General features: G+C 36.8%; 18 protein-coding genes, 8 pseudogenes, 1 CRISPR repeat array and 1 riboswitch. All 26 genes and pseudogenes read right to left on the bottom strand.

Translation table 11 applies throughout. From position 1 onward, the window contains the following. Nucleotides 1-37: 37 nt before the first annotated feature. Nucleotides 38-214, bottom strand: coding sequence for a hypothetical protein (locus PWK10_RS16925; protein WP_274766849.1), 177 nt, complete (start codon nt 212-214; stop codon nt 38-40). A 26-nt stretch (nt 215-240) separates the two neighbouring features. Then, complete coding sequence (locus tag PWK10_RS16920; protein WP_274766848.1) at nt 241-465, bottom strand: hypothetical protein; 225 nt, start codon at nt 463-465, stop codon at nt 241-243. Further along, entirely contained in the window at nt 450-686 is a 237-nt protein-coding gene (locus PWK10_RS16915) for a Sir2 family NAD-dependent protein deacetylase (protein ID WP_008908738.1), read from the bottom strand. The genes PWK10_RS16920 and PWK10_RS16915 overlap by 16 nt, the downstream gene beginning before the upstream one ends. 16 nt (nt 687-702) lie before the next feature. Then, entirely contained in the window at nt 703-1,761 is a 1,059-nt protein-coding gene (locus PWK10_RS16910) for an ADP-ribosylglycohydrolase family protein (protein WP_274766847.1), read from the bottom strand. Nucleotides 1,762-2,158: 397 nt separating this feature from the next. Continuing rightward, nucleotides 2,159-2,529: a CRISPR direct-repeat array (repeat unit 30 nt; unit sequence GTCTCGATCCCTTATAGGTAGGCTAAAAAC). 143 nt (nt 2,530-2,672) lie between these two features. Further along, nucleotides 2,673-4,059 (bottom strand): annotated as a pseudogene (locus PWK10_RS16905) (ISLre2 family transposase). Between the two features lie 212 nt (nt 4,060-4,271). Next, nucleotides 4,272-5,501, bottom strand: a pseudogene (purD, locus tag PWK10_RS16900) (phosphoribosylamine--glycine ligase). A gap of 42 nt (nt 5,502-5,543) precedes the next feature. Continuing rightward, nucleotides 5,544-7,036: pseudogene (gene purH, locus PWK10_RS16895) on the bottom strand (bifunctional phosphoribosylaminoimidazolecarboxamide formyltransferase/IMP cyclohydrolase). A 1-nt stretch (nt 7,037) separates the two neighbouring features. Beyond that, nucleotides 7,038-7,605, bottom strand: a pseudogene (gene purN, locus PWK10_RS16890) (phosphoribosylglycinamide formyltransferase). After that, nucleotides 7,593-8,583: pseudogene (gene purM / locus PWK10_RS16885) on the bottom strand (phosphoribosylformylglycinamidine cyclo-ligase). Before purM ends, purN begins: the two co-directional pseudogenes overlap by 13 nt. Before the next feature lies 1 nt (nt 8,584). Beyond that, nucleotides 8,585-9,987, bottom strand: a pseudogene (purF, locus tag PWK10_RS16880) (amidophosphoribosyltransferase). After that, entirely contained in the window at nt 9,972-10,436 is a 465-nt protein-coding gene (locus PWK10_RS19085) for an AIR synthase-related protein (RefSeq protein ID WP_342455825.1), read from the bottom strand. The pseudogene purF and the gene PWK10_RS19085 overlap by 16 nt, the downstream one beginning before the upstream one ends. A gap of 53 nt (nt 10,437-10,489) precedes the next feature. Then, the gene (locus PWK10_RS19080) at nt 10,490-10,819 is read right to left on the bottom strand and encodes an AIR synthase related protein (protein ID WP_342455567.1); all 330 of its coding nucleotides are present in this window, start codon (nt 10,817-10,819) and stop codon (nt 10,490-10,492) included. Nucleotides 10,820-10,880: 61 nt separating this feature from the next. After that, nucleotides 10,881-11,570 (bottom strand): AIR synthase-related protein, encoded by a 690-nt coding sequence (locus tag PWK10_RS19075; protein ID WP_342455566.1) that lies wholly within the window; start codon nt 11,568-11,570, stop codon nt 10,881-10,883. Further along, entirely contained in the window at nt 11,542-12,159 is a 618-nt protein-coding gene (locus tag PWK10_RS19070) for an AIR synthase related protein (RefSeq protein ID WP_342455565.1), read from the bottom strand. The genes PWK10_RS19075 and PWK10_RS19070 overlap by 29 nt, the downstream gene beginning before the upstream one ends. 14 nt (nt 12,160-12,173) lie before the next feature. Beyond that, nucleotides 12,174-12,668 (bottom strand): 5-(carboxyamino)imidazole ribonucleotide mutase, encoded by a 495-nt coding sequence (gene purE, locus PWK10_RS16870; protein ID WP_274766846.1) that lies wholly within the window; start codon nt 12,666-12,668, stop codon nt 12,174-12,176. Beyond that, nucleotides 12,661-13,485, bottom strand: coding sequence for a 5-(carboxyamino)imidazole ribonucleotide synthase (locus PWK10_RS16865; RefSeq protein WP_274768354.1), 825 nt, complete (start codon nt 13,483-13,485; stop codon nt 12,661-12,663). The genes purE and PWK10_RS16865 overlap by 8 nt, the downstream gene beginning before the upstream one ends. Next, entirely contained in the window at nt 13,422-13,760 is a 339-nt protein-coding gene (locus tag PWK10_RS16860; protein WP_274766845.1) for a hypothetical protein, read from the bottom strand. Before PWK10_RS16860 ends, PWK10_RS16865 begins: the two co-directional genes overlap by 64 nt. A 73-nt stretch (nt 13,761-13,833) precedes the next feature. Continuing rightward, entirely contained in the window at nt 13,834-13,968 is a 135-nt protein-coding gene (locus tag PWK10_RS19065; protein ID WP_342455824.1) for a hypothetical protein, read from the bottom strand. A 59-nt stretch (nt 13,969-14,027) separates the two neighbouring features. Continuing rightward, nucleotides 14,028-14,366: a phosphoribosylformylglycinamidine synthase subunit PurQ gene (locus tag PWK10_RS19060; RefSeq protein ID WP_342455564.1), complete on the bottom strand. Its 339-nt coding sequence runs from the start codon at nt 14,364-14,366 to the stop codon at nt 14,028-14,030. Next, on the bottom strand, nt 14,327-14,491 hold the full coding sequence (locus tag PWK10_RS19055; protein WP_342455563.1) for a hypothetical protein: 165 nt from the start codon (nt 14,489-14,491) through the stop codon (nt 14,327-14,329). Before PWK10_RS19055 ends, PWK10_RS19060 begins: the two co-directional genes overlap by 40 nt. A 2-nt stretch (nt 14,492-14,493) precedes the next feature. After that, entirely contained in the window at nt 14,494-14,733 is a 240-nt protein-coding gene (gene purS, locus PWK10_RS16850) for a phosphoribosylformylglycinamidine synthase subunit PurS (protein WP_274766844.1), read from the bottom strand. Beyond that, nucleotides 14,730-15,440: pseudogene (purC, locus tag PWK10_RS16845) on the bottom strand (phosphoribosylaminoimidazolesuccinocarboxamide synthase). The gene purS and the pseudogene purC overlap by 4 nt, the downstream one beginning before the upstream one ends. 74 nt (nt 15,441-15,514) lie before the next feature. Beyond that, a riboswitch (purine riboswitch) is annotated at nt 15,515-15,616 on the bottom strand. A 110-nt stretch (nt 15,617-15,726) separates the two neighbouring features. Next, nucleotides 15,727-16,976: pseudogene (thiC, locus tag PWK10_RS16840) on the bottom strand (phosphomethylpyrimidine synthase ThiC). Then, the gene (gene thiE, locus PWK10_RS16835; protein WP_274766843.1) at nt 16,945-17,625 is read right to left on the bottom strand and encodes a thiamine phosphate synthase; all 681 of its coding nucleotides are present in this window, start codon (nt 17,623-17,625) and stop codon (nt 16,945-16,947) included. Before thiE ends, thiC begins: the two are co-directional and overlap by 32 nt. After that, nucleotides 17,615-18,112 carry a sulfur carrier protein ThiS adenylyltransferase ThiF gene (gene thiF, locus PWK10_RS16830; protein WP_274768353.1) on the bottom strand — a complete coding sequence of 166 codons (498 nt, stop codon included), beginning with the start codon at nt 18,110-18,112 and terminating at the stop codon, nt 17,615-17,617. Before thiF ends, thiE begins: the two co-directional genes overlap by 11 nt. A 100-nt stretch (nt 18,113-18,212) precedes the next feature. Beyond that, complete coding sequence (locus tag PWK10_RS16825; RefSeq protein WP_274768351.1) at nt 18,213-18,539, bottom strand: hypothetical protein; 327 nt, start codon at nt 18,537-18,539, stop codon at nt 18,213-18,215. Between the last annotated feature and the right edge of the window lie 97 nt (nt 18,540-18,636).

The following is an 18,636-nucleotide window of genomic DNA, read 5'->3' as shown; positions in this document are numbered from 1 at the left end:
GCAATAAGATGCTTATTATAAAAAGCAATATATGCTACTAGAAAAAATCATAAATTATCATCAACCAATAGCCCCATCTTTTAAGCTTTAAAAAACCATAGGATGCAATTAAAAGAATTAAAGATAATAACGCCCTTGTTATACTATTTATAAAAATAGGTAGTTGTATAACAGTAAAATTAAAACGTTCCAAAAATCCTGGAATTAGTGCCACTATCCCTAGCAAAGCAGCTAATAAGCTTATATATCCAAAAATGTTATAATTAACGGCCTATTTTTATTCATAGCTATGCTCCTTAAATAATTTATCAAAAATCTTGCAAGCATGATCTGTTTGTTTACGTCATTTTCAATATTATTAAATAACGCCTCTGGTAGTTTAATTTTAGAATATTTTGTGACATAATCTACATAATATTCAAAATTAATTTGCTTTTTAGCATATTCAATTATAATTGATTCCAAGTAACAATTGGAACATTATATTTTGCAAGTGCAATATGAGCAGGGTTAGGCTCTGCTCTTTCTATTTTTTCTTTCATTTCAATTAATATTTTATAAAACTCTTCAGGGTTATTTTGGAAAAATGATCTGCTCAGCTTCTCTCTTAAGTTTCCCATCTCATTAAATGTTGGAATGCCACTTGCTTTTGATATTCCAGCACCTGTTAAGGCTACAAGGTTCATAAAAAGCTCCCTTTATTTAATACCCAGGATAACACTCCCACCAATTTTCATTTATATCTTCTTTATTTGCTATTAGTAAATCGTCAGCTATCTTTATTATAACATCCTTTAGTTCTACTTTATCAATCCACTCTTTTGGTATACTATTTACACCTAAATATGCACCTAAAATGTTGCCTGTTATTGCACCTGTGCTATCGCTATCTCCATCATGATTAACGGAAGTAATTATAGCCTTCTTAAAATCGTTTTTATATCTTAATGCACAGTATACCGATATTCCAAGAGCCTCTTCTGCAACCCACCCTTCACCAAGCTGAGAAATTGCATCAATATCTTCTACATCGCTATATGTAAGTTCTATCGCCTTTGATAAGCTGTTAAAGCACTCTTCACAATTGTCATATTCTTTTAGTTTGTTCATTGTTTTATTAGCAGCGTTTTCTAATTCCTCACCTTCAATTATTAAAGCGATTAAGTATGCAAGGGCACCTGCAGATAAATAACCTGTTGGGTGTCCGTGGGTTAGTGCTGCTATATCTACTGCTACGTCAAAGGCATATTCTTTGGCATAAAATAGTCCTACTGGTGCGATACGCATAACTCCACCACAGCCCTTGCTATTATTTATCGGCTCTTTTGTTGTTCCGATTTTGCCATTTAAAAGTGCAGACAGGCAGCTCATTCCCGGTGCTCTTTTCACATGAAGTTCCTTTACTTTTATTAACCATCCACTATTTATAAAATCATAGTCCTTTAGATTTGTATATCCTTGAGTTATAAGCCAACGCCTATAGGCATTATAAACGACGGATGGAAGATGGCATATACCTTTTAAGGCAAATCTTGTTTTTGCACGTAATATGCCCTCGATTGTAAAAAGCGTCATTTGGGTATCGTCAGTTATTTCGCCTTTACCATTTTTACCCAATATAAGGTCAACAATTCCTTCTTTGCCAAATCTTCTAATAATCTCATCTCTTTTTAAAAACTCAACCGGCCATCCTAATGCATCACCAATTGCCCCACCTAAAAGGCATCCTCGAAAATGTTCAGAATCCCTCTTGCTATTCATTTTTATTATTCACCACCTAATTTAAAAACGTAATTTCCAAATAATGATTAATTAATACTTCTACGAAGTGCCTGGCACTTAAGATTAAGATTTTATAATATTTTACAAAAAGTCATGTTATGATGATGAGATAATAAATAAAATAAAGGACGCTATGCTTCTTGCTAAAAAAGAAGGCAGGAATAGGTATAAAGTAATAAAATAGAAAAGTGCAGGAGTATTCACTTCCATCTTTTGACTATGCCGTGTGTCTCAATAAAGCCCTTAGTTTCTAAAGCTAAGGGCTTTTTTATTTTTAATAATACTGCCTAATCTATTTAATTAAAAACCTCATACATAAAGCCACCCATAGATATAAATATAATTTTTCAGGCTCAATCCTCTACCCACCAATCTTGATTAGATCCCTTATAGGTAGGCTAAAAACTGCTAAAATTATCATTGCAGTTCACAGATATGCGGGAAAGTCTCGATCCCTTATAGGTAGGCTAAAAACTCCTTCTACGCTGTTATAAAAGACGGGAATTATGATTCAGTCTCGATCCCTTATAGGTAGGCTAAAAACGCATTTAGGCAGAATTTTTTCTGATTTTACAAAACTTAAGTCTCGATCCCTTATAGGTAGGCTAAAAACGTTAAATATAACTATTTAAACATAATATTTAAAAATGTCTCGATCCCTTATAGGTAGGCTAAAAACAAAAAAGGTAACAATTACTATTCTTTATGTCCATTTCAGTCTCGATCCCTTATAGGTAGGCTAAAAACTCTCATTAAGCCTTATTATATCTGAATTCTATTATAAAGTCAAATTGTTTCCATTTTGGATAGTGTCAAGATATTGTAGGTTAATTTTTTATAGACAACCCCCTAAAATGTTTAAAATCAAGACTTTCGTAAACTTTTAAACTTTAAATTATATTTTCATATTTAATTGATTTTAATATCTTATACATCGGTGTTACTTTTCCAATGTTTAATATTGTTATATTATTTATTCCTTCTCGTGAAGAATTATTTATTCTTTTAATTGTTTCTTTTATCTTCTTTTATTTAATCTAAATGTTTCAACATCTTCCTTGTATATACTTATTTCCCTTAAATTACCTCCATTCCTGCTAAATACCCTTAGCTTTGCCATTATCTTTAATCCCTCTTTACTCCATCCTAATGGCCTACTGCTTAATCTCGCTGATAATACATGGCTTATATGCCCTTCTGCACTGCATCCTATTACATCCTCGTCCTCTTTATATATTACTATCCCTTCCCAGTTATTTAATATATATCTCCTTGCTTCTTTTGCTCTCTCCTTTTCTGTCTTAGTTTCTGCTATATTTATTAACTCCTTAAATATCTCCCTTAAAACCTTCTTATCCCCTTCATTTATCGCTCCCCATATCTTTTGCCTATATTCTTCTCGCTTTGCTGTCCCTCTTATTATGTATTTGTTCAAATGATATCTATCTAATACAAATTTCGCTTTCGGAATCCATTCCATTCCTTCCTTTATCCATCTTGCTCCATCTCCTGCTATGTATATCTTTTCTATGCTCTCTATTTCATAATTGTCATACACATAATTCGCTACATCTATCCATATTTCTTCAGCTTCTACACCAACGTATGCTTTGTAATATACATTCTTTAATTCGTTTCTCCCATTTTTGCTTTGCCTTCCTTCATGTATATATACAAGCCTTGGCATCTCCTTCTTCCCATCCTGCAATGCCACATGATCCTCATCTGCTTCTATGTATAGCACCCTTACTTTCCTCTTTTCTTTTACTTCCCTTTTACTTCTACTTCTCCTACCTGTCTTATTGCATTAAATACTGTCTGTCTACTTAGTTTCTCCGGACATGTTATTTTACTACTCTCCTCATAGGACATATTAATTGCGTTCTCCACCAGCTTTATCTTTACTTCTTTATCTACCTTCTCATGTTTGCTTATCCCTATAATTTCATCAAGTAAATATCTATATTCCCCATTCTTCTTAGATTTGTAATACGTTCTTGCATATTCTATTTCGCCTAGCATTGTTACAATCTTTTTCTTGTCTTTCCTTTCTACTACCCATCCCTTTTTCCTTTTTTCATCTTCTTTAATCGTTTTATCTAATTCTTCTAAAAAGTCCTTTATTATGTTTGCTCCTAATTCATCAGTCATTTTTTTAACTACATCAACAAGTTTTGTTAGATCCCATTCTTTTGATATAGTTTCTTCAACATTTTTTATTAATTTAGTAGTGAAATTTATTAAATGTTGTTGTATAATATTATTCAAAAGAGACACCCCTTATTGGTTTGTGTGTTTTTTCACTTTTATTTTATCACAGGGGTTGTCTCTTTTAAATTTTTGTCTTTTTTCGTCCTACAATAATTTTACACTATGCCATTTTGTAACATTCGATCAACTTTCTAGATTTTTCAAGGGTTAAAGCCTGCTGTCGACCCCCATAGTTTTGCATTTTAGGGGTCGACAACAAAAATGTTTGCTTGCTAACCCTATATATCTTTTCTATACTGCATACCCTCAAAGTAAATCCTTTTCAAATCCCCATAGGCCTTTTGCCTTGCCTTATCAAGGGTGTCAGCTACTGCTGTTACCGATAAAACTCTTCCACCTGTTGTGATTAAATTGCCATCCTTAAATTCTGCACCGGCGATGAATATTTTGTTTTCAACATCGCCTATATTAACCTTAAATCCCTTCTCAATATCGCCTGGATATCCCTTTGAGGCAGCAACTACATTGCAGGAAAATCCTTCCTCCCACTCTATTTTGCATCCCTCTAATTTTCCGTCAATAGCCCTTAAAATCAGCTCAAAAAGTCGCTTTTCATAAGGGGAAGAAGGGCCTGAGTTTCAGGGTCCCCCATCCTTACGTTGTATTCTAAAAGATAAACTCCCTTTTTGTTATCATAATTCCAAAAATATTATGCCATGATAATCAAGTCCTTCTTCCTTTATCCCATTTAATGTAGGTAGCATAATATTTTTCTTAAAATCCTCTAAAACTTCATCAGTAACATAGGGATTAGGTGCGATAACACCCATTCCGCCTGTGTTAGGTCCCTTGTCGCAGTCGAATATCCTTTTATGATCCTTTGCAGATATAAAGGGAATAATAGTTTTTCCATCGGTTATTGAAAGGATTGATGCCTCAACTCCTTCTAAAAATTCCTCAATGACTATTTTCTTTCCAGAACCTTTAAAAACATCCTCTACCATAAATTTTTTAAGGTATCCTCTGCCTCCCCAAGGAACTGCATATAACAACGCCCTTTCCCTGGGCAAGACCGTCAGCCTTTATTACACAGGGATATCGGCATTTTTTAATATACTCCACTGCCCCTTCTAGATCATAAAAACCTCATACTCCGCCGTCCTTACGCCGTGCCTTTTCATAAACTCCTTTGCATATATTTTGCTTCCCTCAAGCCTTGCAGCCTCCTTTGAGGGACCAAATATTTTTAAGCCCTGCCTTCTAAACTCATCAACTATTCCCTCAACTAAAGGTGCCTCAGGCCCTACAACAGTAACATCTACAAGCTTTTCCTTGGCAAATTTAACATAATCATCTATGCCTTTTAAATGAACATTCTCACATCTTGCCTCCATATAGGTTCCGCCGTTTCCTGGGGCAACAAATACCCTTTCTACAAGGGGGCTTTTAGCTATCTTCCATGCTATTGCATGCTCCCTTCCACCTGAACCTATGACTAAAACCTTCATCCGATCACCTCCTAAAGTGCCAGGCACTTAAGATTTAAGTTTTTAATGTTTAAAGTGTCTAACTCCTGTAAAAACCATTGAAATGCCGTATTTGTTGCAGGCATCAATTGAATCCTGATCCCTTAGGGAACCTCCCGGCTGCATTATTGCTCTAATATTGTGCTTTGCAGCCTCCTCAACGACATCGCTAAAGGGGAAAAAGGCATCAGAAACTAAAACAGCAGCACCTTTCCCTCTTTCAAGGGCTTGGCAGGCTGCCCATATTCTATTTACCTGCCCTCCTGCAATTCCAACTGCCCTTTTATCCTTTACCACAACTATGGCATTGGATTTAACATACTTTACAACCTTCATTCCAAAGAGCATTTCCTCTATTTCTTCCTCTGTTGGCTGTCTTTCTGTAACAACCTTTATTTCATCTACTAGCTTATTATCTACACTTTGAACTAAAATTCCTCCATCTACGCTTACCATTTCATATTTATCCTGAGGCTTAACCTTTGCCTTTATTATTCTTAAATTCTTCTTTCCCTTTAAAACCTCAAGGGCATCATCATCATATTCAGGAGCTATTATAACCTCGAGGAATATCTCAACCATCTTTTCTGCTGTCCTCTTGTCAACCCTGCTGTTTAATGCAACTATTCCTCCAAAAATTGAAACAGGGTCGCATTCAAAGGTTTTTAAAAAGGCTTCATAGGAGTCTTTACCTACTGCAACTCCACAGGGTGTATTGTGCTTTACTGCACAGCAGGCAACCTCATCAAATTCACAAACAACCTTCCACGCAACATCCATATCCTTTATGTTGTTGTAGGAAAGTTCCTTGCCTCCTAGCTTTTCAAAATCCTTCATAGCACCAGAGCCTTCAGTTTTAACATAAAAGGCAGCCGTCTGATGGGGGTTTTCTCCGTATCTTAATTCTGCTTCCTTTTTGTATGATATGGATAAGTATTCCGGATAAGGATTATCAAGAAGAAAATTAGAAATCGCCGCATCATAGGCTGATGTTAAATTAAAGACTTTACCTGCAAGATATTTTCTTGTGTTATAGCTTACATTTCCATCCCTTTCAATCTCCTCCATAACCTTATCATAATCCCTATAGTCGCAGAGGACAACAACATCCTTAAAGTTTTTAGCTGCAGCCCTTAGCATTGAAGGGCCTCCGATATCTATAAACTCAACCTTCTCCTCAAAGGATAAATCCTCCTGAACCTTTTCAAAAATGGATAAAGGTTAACTATAACAAAATCAATGGTCCCTATCCCCTTTTGTTTTATCGTCTCCATATGTTCTTTATTATCCCTAATTGCAAGGATTCCCCCATGAATGTTAGGATGTAAGGTTTTCACCCTTCCATCGAGTATCTCCTCAAAGCCTGTAATCTCCTTTGTTTCTATAACTGGTATTCCCTTATCCTTTAAGAATTTATAGGTTCCACCTGTTGAAATTATTTCAACGCCTCTATCAGCTAGGAATCTACAGAGGTTTTCTATCCCATCCTTATAATAAGTGCTGATAAGTGCCCTCATACTATCCCTCCAATACCTTTTTTATAGCTTCAACAATTAGTTTGTGTTCCTCCTCTAAAACCCTCTTTGACAAATCGAAAGGACTATCTTCTTCTAAAACAGGAACCCTTTTTGAAGGATTATCCTTCCGGTATCCACACCCTCATCCACAAAATGGACGGTGCAGCCGCTCTCCTTTTCTCCTGCCTTTAAAACAGCCTCATGCACCCTTAACCCATACATCCCTTTTCCTGAGAATTTAGGCAAAAGGGAGGGGTGGATGTTTATTATTTTATCCTTGTAAACCTTTAATATCTCTCCCTCTAAAATGGATAAAAAGCCTACAAGGACTAAAAGGTCTAAATCCTTTCCTATTACCTCCAATATCCTTTGAGAGAGCTCTTTACCAAATCCCCTTCTATCTAAAACTGCAGTTCTTATCCCCCTTTTTTTGCCCTTTCTATGGCCAAACAGCTTCTGTCGGCAACTACAAATTCAATGCTGCAGTTTAATTTACCATAATCTATTGCATCCATAATAGCCTCAAGATTAGAACCGCTTCCAGACACTAAAACTGCTATTTTATGCAAACGCCATCACCGCCCCTTTCAACATGGCCGATTATATACGCTCCTTTACCCATCCCTTCTAAATCCTCAACTATATTTTTAGCTAAACCTTTATCCACACACAAAACAAATCCAATTCCCATGTTGAAGGTGTTAAACATCTCCCTTTCCTCAACCCCGTTATCCATTATATATTCAAATATTTTGGGAATCTTAAAGGAATTTTTATGGATAACCGCCGTAAAATCCTCCTTAAACATCCTTGGAATATTTTCATAAAATCCTCCGCCTGTTATGTGGGCCATTCCCTTTATTTCGTATTTTTCTATAAGGGGAAGAACATAAGGGACATATATAGTGGTTGGTGTTAGTAAAACCTCTCCTATTTTATTTCCTTCGAATTCTGCATCTAAATTCTTTATAATCCTTCTAATCAAAGAGTAGCCGTTGCTGTGGGGGCCGGAGGATTCAATTCCTATTAAAACGTCCCCTTCTGTTATTTTGCTTCCATCTATTATTCTGTCCCTTTCAACGACTCCAACTGCAAAGCCTGCTATGTCATAGTCCCCTTCCTTATAAAACCCCGGCATCTCGGCAGTTTCACCGCCTATAAGGCTACAACCTGCAATTTCACATCCCTTTGCAACACCTGAAACTATTTGTGCTGCAACTTCAGCATCTAATTTCCCGCAGGCTAAATAATCAAGGAAAAAAGGGGCCTTGCACGCGGCATAATATATCATTTACGCACATTGCAACGCAGTCTATGCCTACTGTATCGTATTTTTTCATCTTAAAGGCAATCTCAAGCTTTGTTCCAACCCCATCTGTTCCAGAAACAAGGACAGGATTTTTATACCCTCCTATATCGTAAAGGGCCGCAAAGCTTCCAATTCCGTTTAAAACCCTACTACTGTAGGTTTTCCTTGCCATGTCCTTAATAAGATTAACAGCTCTATAGCCCTCCTCGATGTTAACTCCTGAATCTTTATATTTCATACTATTCCTTCCTTTCAAACTGGAATTTATCCGCCTCAAGGGGTGCAGAAACCGGATATGTTCCGTTAAAACATCCTAAACAAAAACCATCCCTATTTAATGCCTTTAAAAGACCATCTATGCTTAAAAAGTCCAAAGAATCTGCGCCTATTTCCCTGGAAATATCCTCAATATCTTTATTAGCTCCTATAAGCTGACTTCTATAGGGGGTATCTATTCCAAAGTAACAAGGGTATGCAACAACAGGGGATGCAATCCTTACATGAACCTCCTTTGCCCCCGATTTTTTCAATAAATCTACAAGCCTTCTCATGGTAGTTCCTCTTACAATCGAGTCGTCAATCAAAACAACCCTTTTCCCTTCTATATTTGACTTCAAAGGATTTAGTTTAATGGCAACCGCCCTTTCCCTTTCTTCGCTTTTAGGCTGAATAAAGGTTCTTCCAATATATTTGTTTTTTACAAAGCCTATGCCGTAGGGTATCTTTGAAGCATTTGAAAAACCTACTGCAGCAAAGGTTCCTGAGTCTGGAACGCCGATAACAATGTCCGCTTCAACAGGTGCTTCATTATAAAGCTCCTCTCCTGCCCTTAGCCTCGACTCATAAACGCTAATTCCATCTATAATGCTGTCGGGTCTTGCAAAATAAATATATTCAAAGGCACAGGTTTCAAGCTTTGTTTTTTCTATTAAATTAAGACTCCTTATTCCTTCTTTATCTATTATCACTATCTCACCAGGTTCAACATCCCTTAAAAACTCAGCACCGACAGCATCTAGGGCACAGCTTTCAGATGCCAAAACATATCCTCCATCTATTTTCCCAAGACATAAAGGTCTTATACCGTGGGGTCCCTTACGGCAATCAATTTATCATCGGTTAGTATAAGCATGGCGTAGGAACCCTTTATCGCCTGCATGGCGTCAAATACTGCCCTTTCTATTCCCTTCTTTGCTGCCCTTGCTATAAGGTTTAATACAACCTCTGTATCTATTGTTGTTTGAAATATAACCCCCGCCTCTTCTAAAAGTTCCCTTATGATATCTGCATTGACAAGGTTGCCGTTATGGGCAATTGCAATGTTACCAAGTTTGTATTTACTATAAAGGGGCTGGGCGTTTTCCTTCCTTGTCCCGCCTGTTGTTGAATACCTTACATGGCCTATTGCGGCAAATCCTTTAGTATTTAAAAATTCTTCTGTAAAAACCTCCGATACAAGCCCTATATCCTTATGGACTATAAAGTCTGTCCCACTTGATATAGCCATCCCTGCACTTTCCTGTCCCCTATGCTGAAGGGCAAAAAGGCCGTAATATACAGTTCTTGCTATTTCCTTTTCTTCAGTTAAATAAACTCCAAAAACTCCACACTCTTCCTTAAATTTATCTACTCCACAAAACATACAAGGCCACCTTCCCATTCCTTCTTAGCCTCTTTTACTTCTATGTCTAAAACTTTATTTCCGTTAAGCTCTATCTCCACTTTGTCCCTTTGTGTTTCACCAATAACCTCTGCCATAACCCCATATCTTCTAAAGTTTAATATTACCTTATCAGCAGCATCTTTTCTGCAGGATAAAATAAACCTTCCCTGGCTTTCAGAGAATAAGAATCTATCCTCCCTAAGGTCTGTATTTATGCTAAGTTTTGCACCCATTTCATTTTTAAAACAGCACTCTAAAAGGGCCACTATAAAGCCTCCATTGGATATATCATGGCAGCTCTTTAAAAGATTCTCATCTGTGCACTTTAAAACCGCTTCAATTGTGTTTTTCTCAATCTCAACTTGAGCCTCCGGCACCCTTCCTGCCTCGATGCCAAATATAACCTTTAAATATTCACTTCCGCCTATTTCATCCCTTGTTTCACCGACAAGAATTATTACATCACCCTCATCCTTAAAGTCTATAGTCGTGTGCTTTTTGCATCCTCTAAAAGTCCAAGCATTCCAATAACAGGTGTAGGATGAATTGCCATTTTTTCCGACTGATTATAAAAGCTCACGTTTCCGCTTATGACAGGTGTATTTAAAATCCTTGATGCCTCTGTTATTCCTAATATGGAATTCCTAAATTGATAATATATTTCTTCCTTTTCTGGATTTGCAAAGTTTAAACAGCCGGTTATAGCAATCGGTCTTGCTCCAGTTGCTGCTATATTTCTTGCAGCCTCTAAAACCGCTATTTTTGCCCCTTCGTAAGGGTTTAGATAACAATATCTTTCATTGCAATCCACCGTAAGGGCAATTCCCTTATCTGTCCCATCTACAAGAACTAGGGCTGCATCCCCACCGGGTTTAATAACGTGCTGTTTCTAACCTGATGGTCATACTGGCTGTAAACCCACTTTTTAATGCAATATTAGGGGATTTTAAAAGCTTCAAAATAGTCTCCTTTAAATCTTTTGGCTTTTCAACCTTTGAGGTATCAAAATTCATGAGCTCATCCATATATTTTGGCCTTTTAAAGGGTCTTAAATTAATTGGTGCGCCATCGGCAAGAAGCTTTGCTGGCACTTGTCCAACTAACCTTTCTCCCTCATAAACTGAAACGAATCCATCGTCAGTAACCTCTCCTATTACCGATGCATGAAGTCCCCACTTGTTAAAGATTTTAAAAACCCTATCTTCCTTACCCTTTTCAACTATAACGAGCATCCTCTCCTGGGATTCGGAAATCATAATCTCAATGGGGTTCATTCCCTTTTCCCTTGTAATAACCTTTGTAACATCTATTTTTATTCCGCTTTCTCCCCTAAAGGCAGTCTCACAGCTTGCAGATGTGAGCCCTGCCGCACCAAGGTCCTGTATCCCAACGACGCATCCCTCTTTAATTAGCTCAAGGCAGGCCTCCAAAAGAAGCTTTTCCATAAATGGGTCCCCCACCTGAACAGCTGAACGCTTTTCCTCCGATTCCTTAGTTAAATCACAAGAGGCAAAGCTTGCCCCACCCATTCCATCACGTCCTGTTGTATGTCCAACCAGCATGACGGGGTTTCCAACCCCTTTGCTGCCGCCTTTTTAAGTCTTCCCTTTTAAGAAGTCCTACGCTCATGGCATTTACAAGGGGATTATCGTTATAGCATTCATTAAAAACCGTCTCACCACCTACCGTTGGAATACCAACGGAATTTCCATAGTCTCCTATTCCCTTTACAACTCCCTTTAAAAGATGCTTTGTTTTTTCAAGCTCAAGCCTCCCAAACCTTATAGAATTAAGATTTGCAATAGGTCTTGCTCCCATTGTAAATACGTCCCTTAAAATACCTCCAACTCCCGTCGCAGCTCCTTGATATGGTTCAACGGCTGACGGATGATTGTGGCTTTCTATTTTCATTGCAATTGCAAGTCCATCTCCGATATCCACAACCCCTGCATTTTCCCCAGGGCCCTGTAACACCCTTTCGCTTTTAGTGTTGAAAAGCTTTAAAAGGGCCCTTGAATTTTTGTAGCTACAGTGTTCCGACCACATAACTCCAAACATCGAAAGCTCTAAATCGTTTGGAATTCTTCCTAATTTTTCAACTATCAAATCGTATTCCTCTTTATTTAAACCAACATCCTTATATGTTAGCATAGCAATCCTCCTTGTTAAGTTAATTGACCGTCAATTAACCTTTTAGACATATTAAATACGTCCTCTTCAAGTTCCCTCTTGTAGTCCTTTAATTTATTCATTAAATCCTCATCAAAGGTTGCAAGTATTTTAACAGCCAATATTGCAGCATTTGCTGCACCGTTTATGGCAACTGTTGCAACGGGAATTCCCTTTGGCATTTGAACTATTGATAAAAGGGAATCGAGCCCTTCTAAGGATTTGCCCTTTATAGGAACTCCAATAACCGGAAGGTTGGATATTGAGGCTACCATTCCGGGAAGATGGGCAGCCCCTCCGGCTGCTGCAATTATAACCTTAGTTCCCCTGACTTCTGCCTCCTTTGCAAAGCAAAACATCTTTTCAGGGGTCCTATGGGCTGATACTACATCAATCTCATAATCTACATTAAACTTTTTTAAGATATTTTCAGCATCCTTCATAACCTCATAATCAGAAATGCTTCCCATTATAATTGCTACCTTACCCATTAAACTCACCTATCTTTAAATTGTTTTTAACAAATTCTATTTTTTCATTTATCTCCTCATCAGTCTCACCGATGACCGTTACATGACCTATCTTCTTTTTATTGTCTACAAAGTCTTTTCCATAAAGATGAACATATATTCCATTCATCTTTAGTAGCTCCTTAAATCCTTCTATTGTATATTTTCCCGTTAATTTTCTATCCCCAAGGATATTAATCATGGCCGCCCTTTTTAAAAGCTCCGTCGAACCTAATGGTAAATTTGCTATGCTTCTTAAGTGGTTTTCAAACTGACTGCTGACACAGGCCTCGATGGTAAGATGCCCTGAATTATGAACCCTTGGTGCTATTTCGTTTATATAGATCCTATCATCATAGTCTAAAAACATTTCGATGCAGAATACTCCAACATCATCAAAGCCTTCTAATACCGCCTTTGCGATATTTATAGCCTCCTTCTTTACATCCTCTTTTATATCCGCTGGGCATTTAGTAATCTTTAAAATGCTGTCCTCATGATAGTTTTCAAAGGGTAGATAAAACTTTAAATCGCCATCTAAATTCCTGCAGAGTATTATTGATATTTCCTTTTTAAAGTGAATATATTCCTCTATAAAAATTTCCCTTTTAAAATCAAAGTTCTTAAACTCCTCTAAATCCTTTTGATCTTTTATAAGGATGTTTCCCTTACCATCATATCCTCCCCTTGCATGTTTTAACATAAGGGGGAAAGAAAACTGTCCTGCCTTTATAATTAAGTCCTCAAAGGATTCAACCCTTTTAAATTTAGGAACAGGAAGACCAAGCCTTTTAAATATTCCCTTTGAAGATACTTATTTTGAATTATTTTTAATGTTTCTGGTGAAGGGTATATTTTATATCCCATTTCCTTTAATCTCAAAAGATGCTCTACATTAATGTGTTCAAATTCATAGGTTAAAATATCTGTCTTTTGGGCTAAACTTAAAAGGGCTTCAAAATCATCAAAGCTTGCAACAAACTGAAAGTCTGATACCTGCCCTGCTGGTGAGTTTTCCTTAGGATCAAGGACAAAAACTTCATACCCCATCCTTTTGGCCTCAAAGGCAAGCATCCTACCAAGCTGTCCTCCCCTATAACCCCTATCCTTGAAGGTGGTAGATACACTTTATTCATAGAAACACTCCTTAGCCTTTTAAAAATTCTATAGCCCCTTTAAATAATCTTATCCCATCATCACATCCTAAAAGCTTTGACGATGACCTTTCTGGGTGGGGCATAAGGCCTAATACATTTGCCCCTTCGTTTACGATTCCTGCAATATCCTCTATAGAACCGTTGGGATTATTTTTATATTTAAAAACTATTTGTCCCTTTTCATTTAATCTTTTAAGCCCTCATCATCTATAAAATAGTTTCCTTCTCCATGGGCTATTGGAAAATTTACAACCTCTCCCTTTTCATAAAACCTTGTAAAGGGAGTATTGTTATTTTCAACTATAAGCTGACAGTCGCCACATATAAACTTTAAATTTTTATTCCTTAAAAGGGCGCCGGGTAAGAGCTTTAATTCAGTCAGTATCTGAAACCCGTTACAAATACCAAGGATTAGATTGCCCCTTTCAGAAAACTCATATATTCCCTCTAAAATCTTCGCAAACCTTGCGATGGCACCACATCTTAAATAATCACCATAGGAAAATCCTCCGGGTAAAACCAAAGGTCAACATCGATTTTACCCTCATCATGCCAAATATATTTAACATCAACATCTAAAGACTTTAAAACATCGAATACATCCTTATCACAATTGGAACCTGGAAAAACTACAACCCCTGCCTTCATAATCACACCTCAAATCTAAATGTGTAGGTTTCTATAACTGGATTAATAAGAAGCTTTTCACACATGTCCTTGATTATCCCTTCAGCTTCCTTAATATCCATATCCTTTAATTCAACCTCAATATGCTTTCCAATTCTAACTCCCTCAACATGGTATCCTAGCTTTAAAAGTCCCTCCTTAACCGCTGCCCCCTGTGGATCTAAAATGCTCTCCTTTAAGGTAACATCAATTAAAGCCTTCATTTTACCTCTCCCTTCATCCTTTTTAAAATCTCTTTATAGCCTTCAATGACGTTTCCAAGGTCCCTTCTGAATCTGTCCTTGTCAAGCTTTTCTTTAGTATTTTTGTCCCAAAATCTGCAGGTGTCCGGGGATATCTCATCGGCAAGTAAAATCTCATCCCTAAACCTTCCAAATTCCAGCTTAAAGTCAACAAGGTCTATGCCTAGTTCATCGAAAAACTCTTTAAGGAACTCATTAACTTTGCCAGCACAATCATAAATATTTTGAAGCTCCTCAAAGGTTGTAATTCCTAGAGCTACTGCATGATAGTCGTTTATTAAAGGATCCCCAAGTTCATCGTTTTTGTAGCAAATTTCAAAGACGGTTGTATTAAGTTTTGTCCCTTCCTCAATTCCAAGCCTTTTTGCCATGCTTCCTGCTGCGATATTTCTTACTATTACCTCAAGGGAATTATATTAACCTTTTAAGAAGCTGCTGCCTTTTATCGATTTGTTTTAAGAAATGGGTTTTTACTCCTTTGCCTTCTAAAAGTTCAAATAGAATTGAAGATATGGTATTGTTAAGAACTCCCTTTTCAAATATTTGTGCTCTTTTTGTCCGTTAAAGGCTGTGGCATCGTCCTTAAAGTAGGCTATTATTTTATCCTCATCGCTTGTCCTATAAATTATCTTTGCCTTACCTTCATAGAGTTTTTCTAACCTTTCCATAAAACACTCCCCTAAAAAATAATCCCTTTTTGACCATGGAAGAGTCAAAAGGGGATACCTATTCCTAAAAGGGAATAACCTATTGACTCATCCATAGTCGGGCAGTTTACGGCTGCCCGGTAGAGACTCTAGGGCCATATTCCCCAGATTATATGGATGATCCTGTATTCTTTTCTAATTTCATATTAGAATATATCCTTAAATATGTCAAATATTTTTTGTTATATTTCGAAAATATACGAATATATATCTTGATATTATTTATATATTTTGTTTTCTTCCATGGCTATCTTACATTATTTACTGGACACAGCTTTCCACACATTGTGCAGTATTTATTTTCATCCTTCTTATACATCCTCATCTTTTCCTCATCTATTCCCCATCTATACATCTCCTGCCAATTCATCTCTGATCTTGCCAAGCTCATTTTATAATCCCTTTCAAGGGCTTTCTTAAAAGCCTTTGAAAGATTAGCAGAATGGGCAGCAAGTTTGAAGGCAATTATTCCTTCTTTAACATCCTCTATGCTCGGAAGCCTTAAATGTTCAGCAGGAGTTACATAACACAAAAAGTTTGCACCATTAAGGGCTGCAATCAGCCCTCCCATAGCTCCTGTAATATGGTCATATCCTGCACCTATATCTGTTGTTAAAGGTCCTAAAACATAAAAGGGTGCTCCATGGCATAGTTTTTTCTCAAGGAGCATATTTGCTGCAATTTCATTTGCCCTCATGTGGCCAGGACCCTCTATCATGACCTGAACTCCCTTTTCCCACGCCCTTTTTGTTAGCTCACCTAAATTTATAAGCTCCTCGATTTGAAGGGCATCTGTAGCGTCGAATATGCATCCAGGCCTTAGGGAGTCCCCTAGGCTTAAGGTTACGTCATGTTTTTTACAAATATCTAAAATATTATCGAAGTATTCATATAGGGATTTTCCCTGTTGTTTTTAATCATCCAGTTATAAATCATTCCGCCTCCACGGGATACTATTTTCATTATTCTACTATTTTTTCAAACCTCTCTAGAGTTTTTCTTGTAATTCCCGCATGAAGGGTAAAAAGTCCACACCCTCCTCCGCCTGCATCTCTATAAGCTCAAGCATCTCCCTTGCTTCAACCTTTGTAAAATCCTCATGTAATATGGCAATATCATATATCGGAACCGTCCCCACTATGAAATCATAGTTTTTTAAAAGATATTTTCTAAACTCCTTTGAATTTTTCCCACTTGAAAGATCCATAACCGACTCGACTTCGTATTTTTTACAGAGCTCCAACTTTTCAATCTCCTCTTTAAAATCTCCGCATTCGCTGGATACACCAATATTAACATTTATCTTAACTTTTGTCCCATCTCCAATTGCAAAATATTTTGACCTTCTTCTGTTTTTATTTGCAGGAATTACTATCTTACCATTTGCTATCAACTCTAAAAAATTTTTTCATCCATCTCCTCAACTTCTATGGCAATTCTCATCTCCTCCGTTAGTATCCCTTCCTTAGCATAATCCATTTGAGTTTTCATTCTTATCCCTCCAGTTATTTAGCTTATCTAAAATAGCTCTAACCTTTCCTTCGATATCCTCTGCCCCAACTATTTTACTTACCATTGCTATACACTTTGCTCCCCTTTTTAAAACATCCTCCATATTGTTTTCCTTTATCCCTCCAATTGTAACAAAGGGGATTTTGCTCTCTTTTACTGCTATATCTAAATATTCAAATCCAACAGGATCGCACACATCCTCCTTGGTAAAGGTTTTAAATATAGGGCCAACACCAATATAATCCGCTCCTATTTTGTGGGCATCATAAAGCTGAGTCCTCGAATGGGTGGAAAGGCCAATTATATATTCCTCTCCTAAAAAGTCTCTTACCCTCTCTAATGGATAATCATCCTGACCTATATGAACTCCATCGGCTAAAACCATCTTTGCAATTTCTATATTATCGTTTATTATAAATATGCAACCATAATCTAATGTCATTTGCCTTATTTTTTCACACTCTAAGAGTTTTTCTCTTAGGGTCTTTTTCTTTTCTCTATATTGAATTATCTTCACACCCGACTTTAGCATTTTTTCTACTACCTCTATGTTGCTTCTTCCCCTAGATAAATTCTCTGCTGTAATGCAGTAAAGATTGTATTCCTTTAAAAGCCTTAATTTTTCAGCTTTCATCTCCTATCACCATCCTTAAAACCTCATCGGCCTGCAAGCTGGCAACAGCAGTTACCTTAGGAGAAAGGGGACTAAACTCACTTATAGATTTTCTAAAATCCCCAATTATTGAATAATTTTTACCCCTTTTTATTTTTATTCCTTCTCCGTCCCCAAACCCTGCAATACCTGAAGCACATACAACCCTTATTTTTTCTGAAAGACAATATTCAAAAATCATCCTTTTATACTCTACCCTATCAACGGCCTCTACGACTATGTCTGCCTGCTTCAATAAATTTAGGTTATCTTCTGTTATTTTTAGGCATAGTGTTTCTATTAAAGCATCCTTATTAATCTTTAATAGGTTTTCCTTTAATGCATACACCTTTTTATTGCCTACCTGTTCTAAATAAAAGTCCTGCCTATTTAAGTTTTTAAGCTCCACTTCATCAAAGTCGATAAGGGTTAAGTTTAAAAAGCCTGTCCTAATCAATAACTTAGCAATATTAGAACCTAAACCTCCACAGCCTATAACAATTACCTTCGTCTTTTCTATTTTTTAAGCTCTTTTTCAGAAAGATAATTTAATAAAATTTCTCTAAAGGTCATAACATCACCCAATTTGTAAATTCTGCATTATATCCCTTGGATTTTATAGACATAATGATTTCTTCAACCTTTCTATCATCAGATACCTCAAACTGCTTTGGTGAGGGATTATCCTTTACATATCCACCAACGCCGGTTTTAGACTCCGCCGACATCTTTGTAACACCAAGGCCTATTAGGTTATCCCTCAGTTCTTTACTTTCCCTTGTTGAAATATTGATACCTGCATGCTTTAATAGTAGCCTTGTATAAACTATAAATTTTACAAATTGCAAGTCATCAACCTTTGTATAGATAAAATTCATTCCTTCAAAGGGCCTTATCCTAGGGAAGGATATAGAAAGCTCTATTTTAGGATATTTTTTAAAAGATACTTGCCATGCATAGCAGTTAAAAATACATCCTTTTTAAAATCATTTG

This window comes from Caloramator sp. Dgby_cultured_2, assembly GCF_028872215.1.
Classification (GTDB): Bacteria; Bacillota; Clostridia; order Clostridiales; family Caloramatoraceae; genus Caloramator; species Caloramator australicus.
The sequence above is the reverse complement of the archived record's forward strand: the minus strand, read 5'-3'. Positions and strand labels throughout refer to the sequence as shown.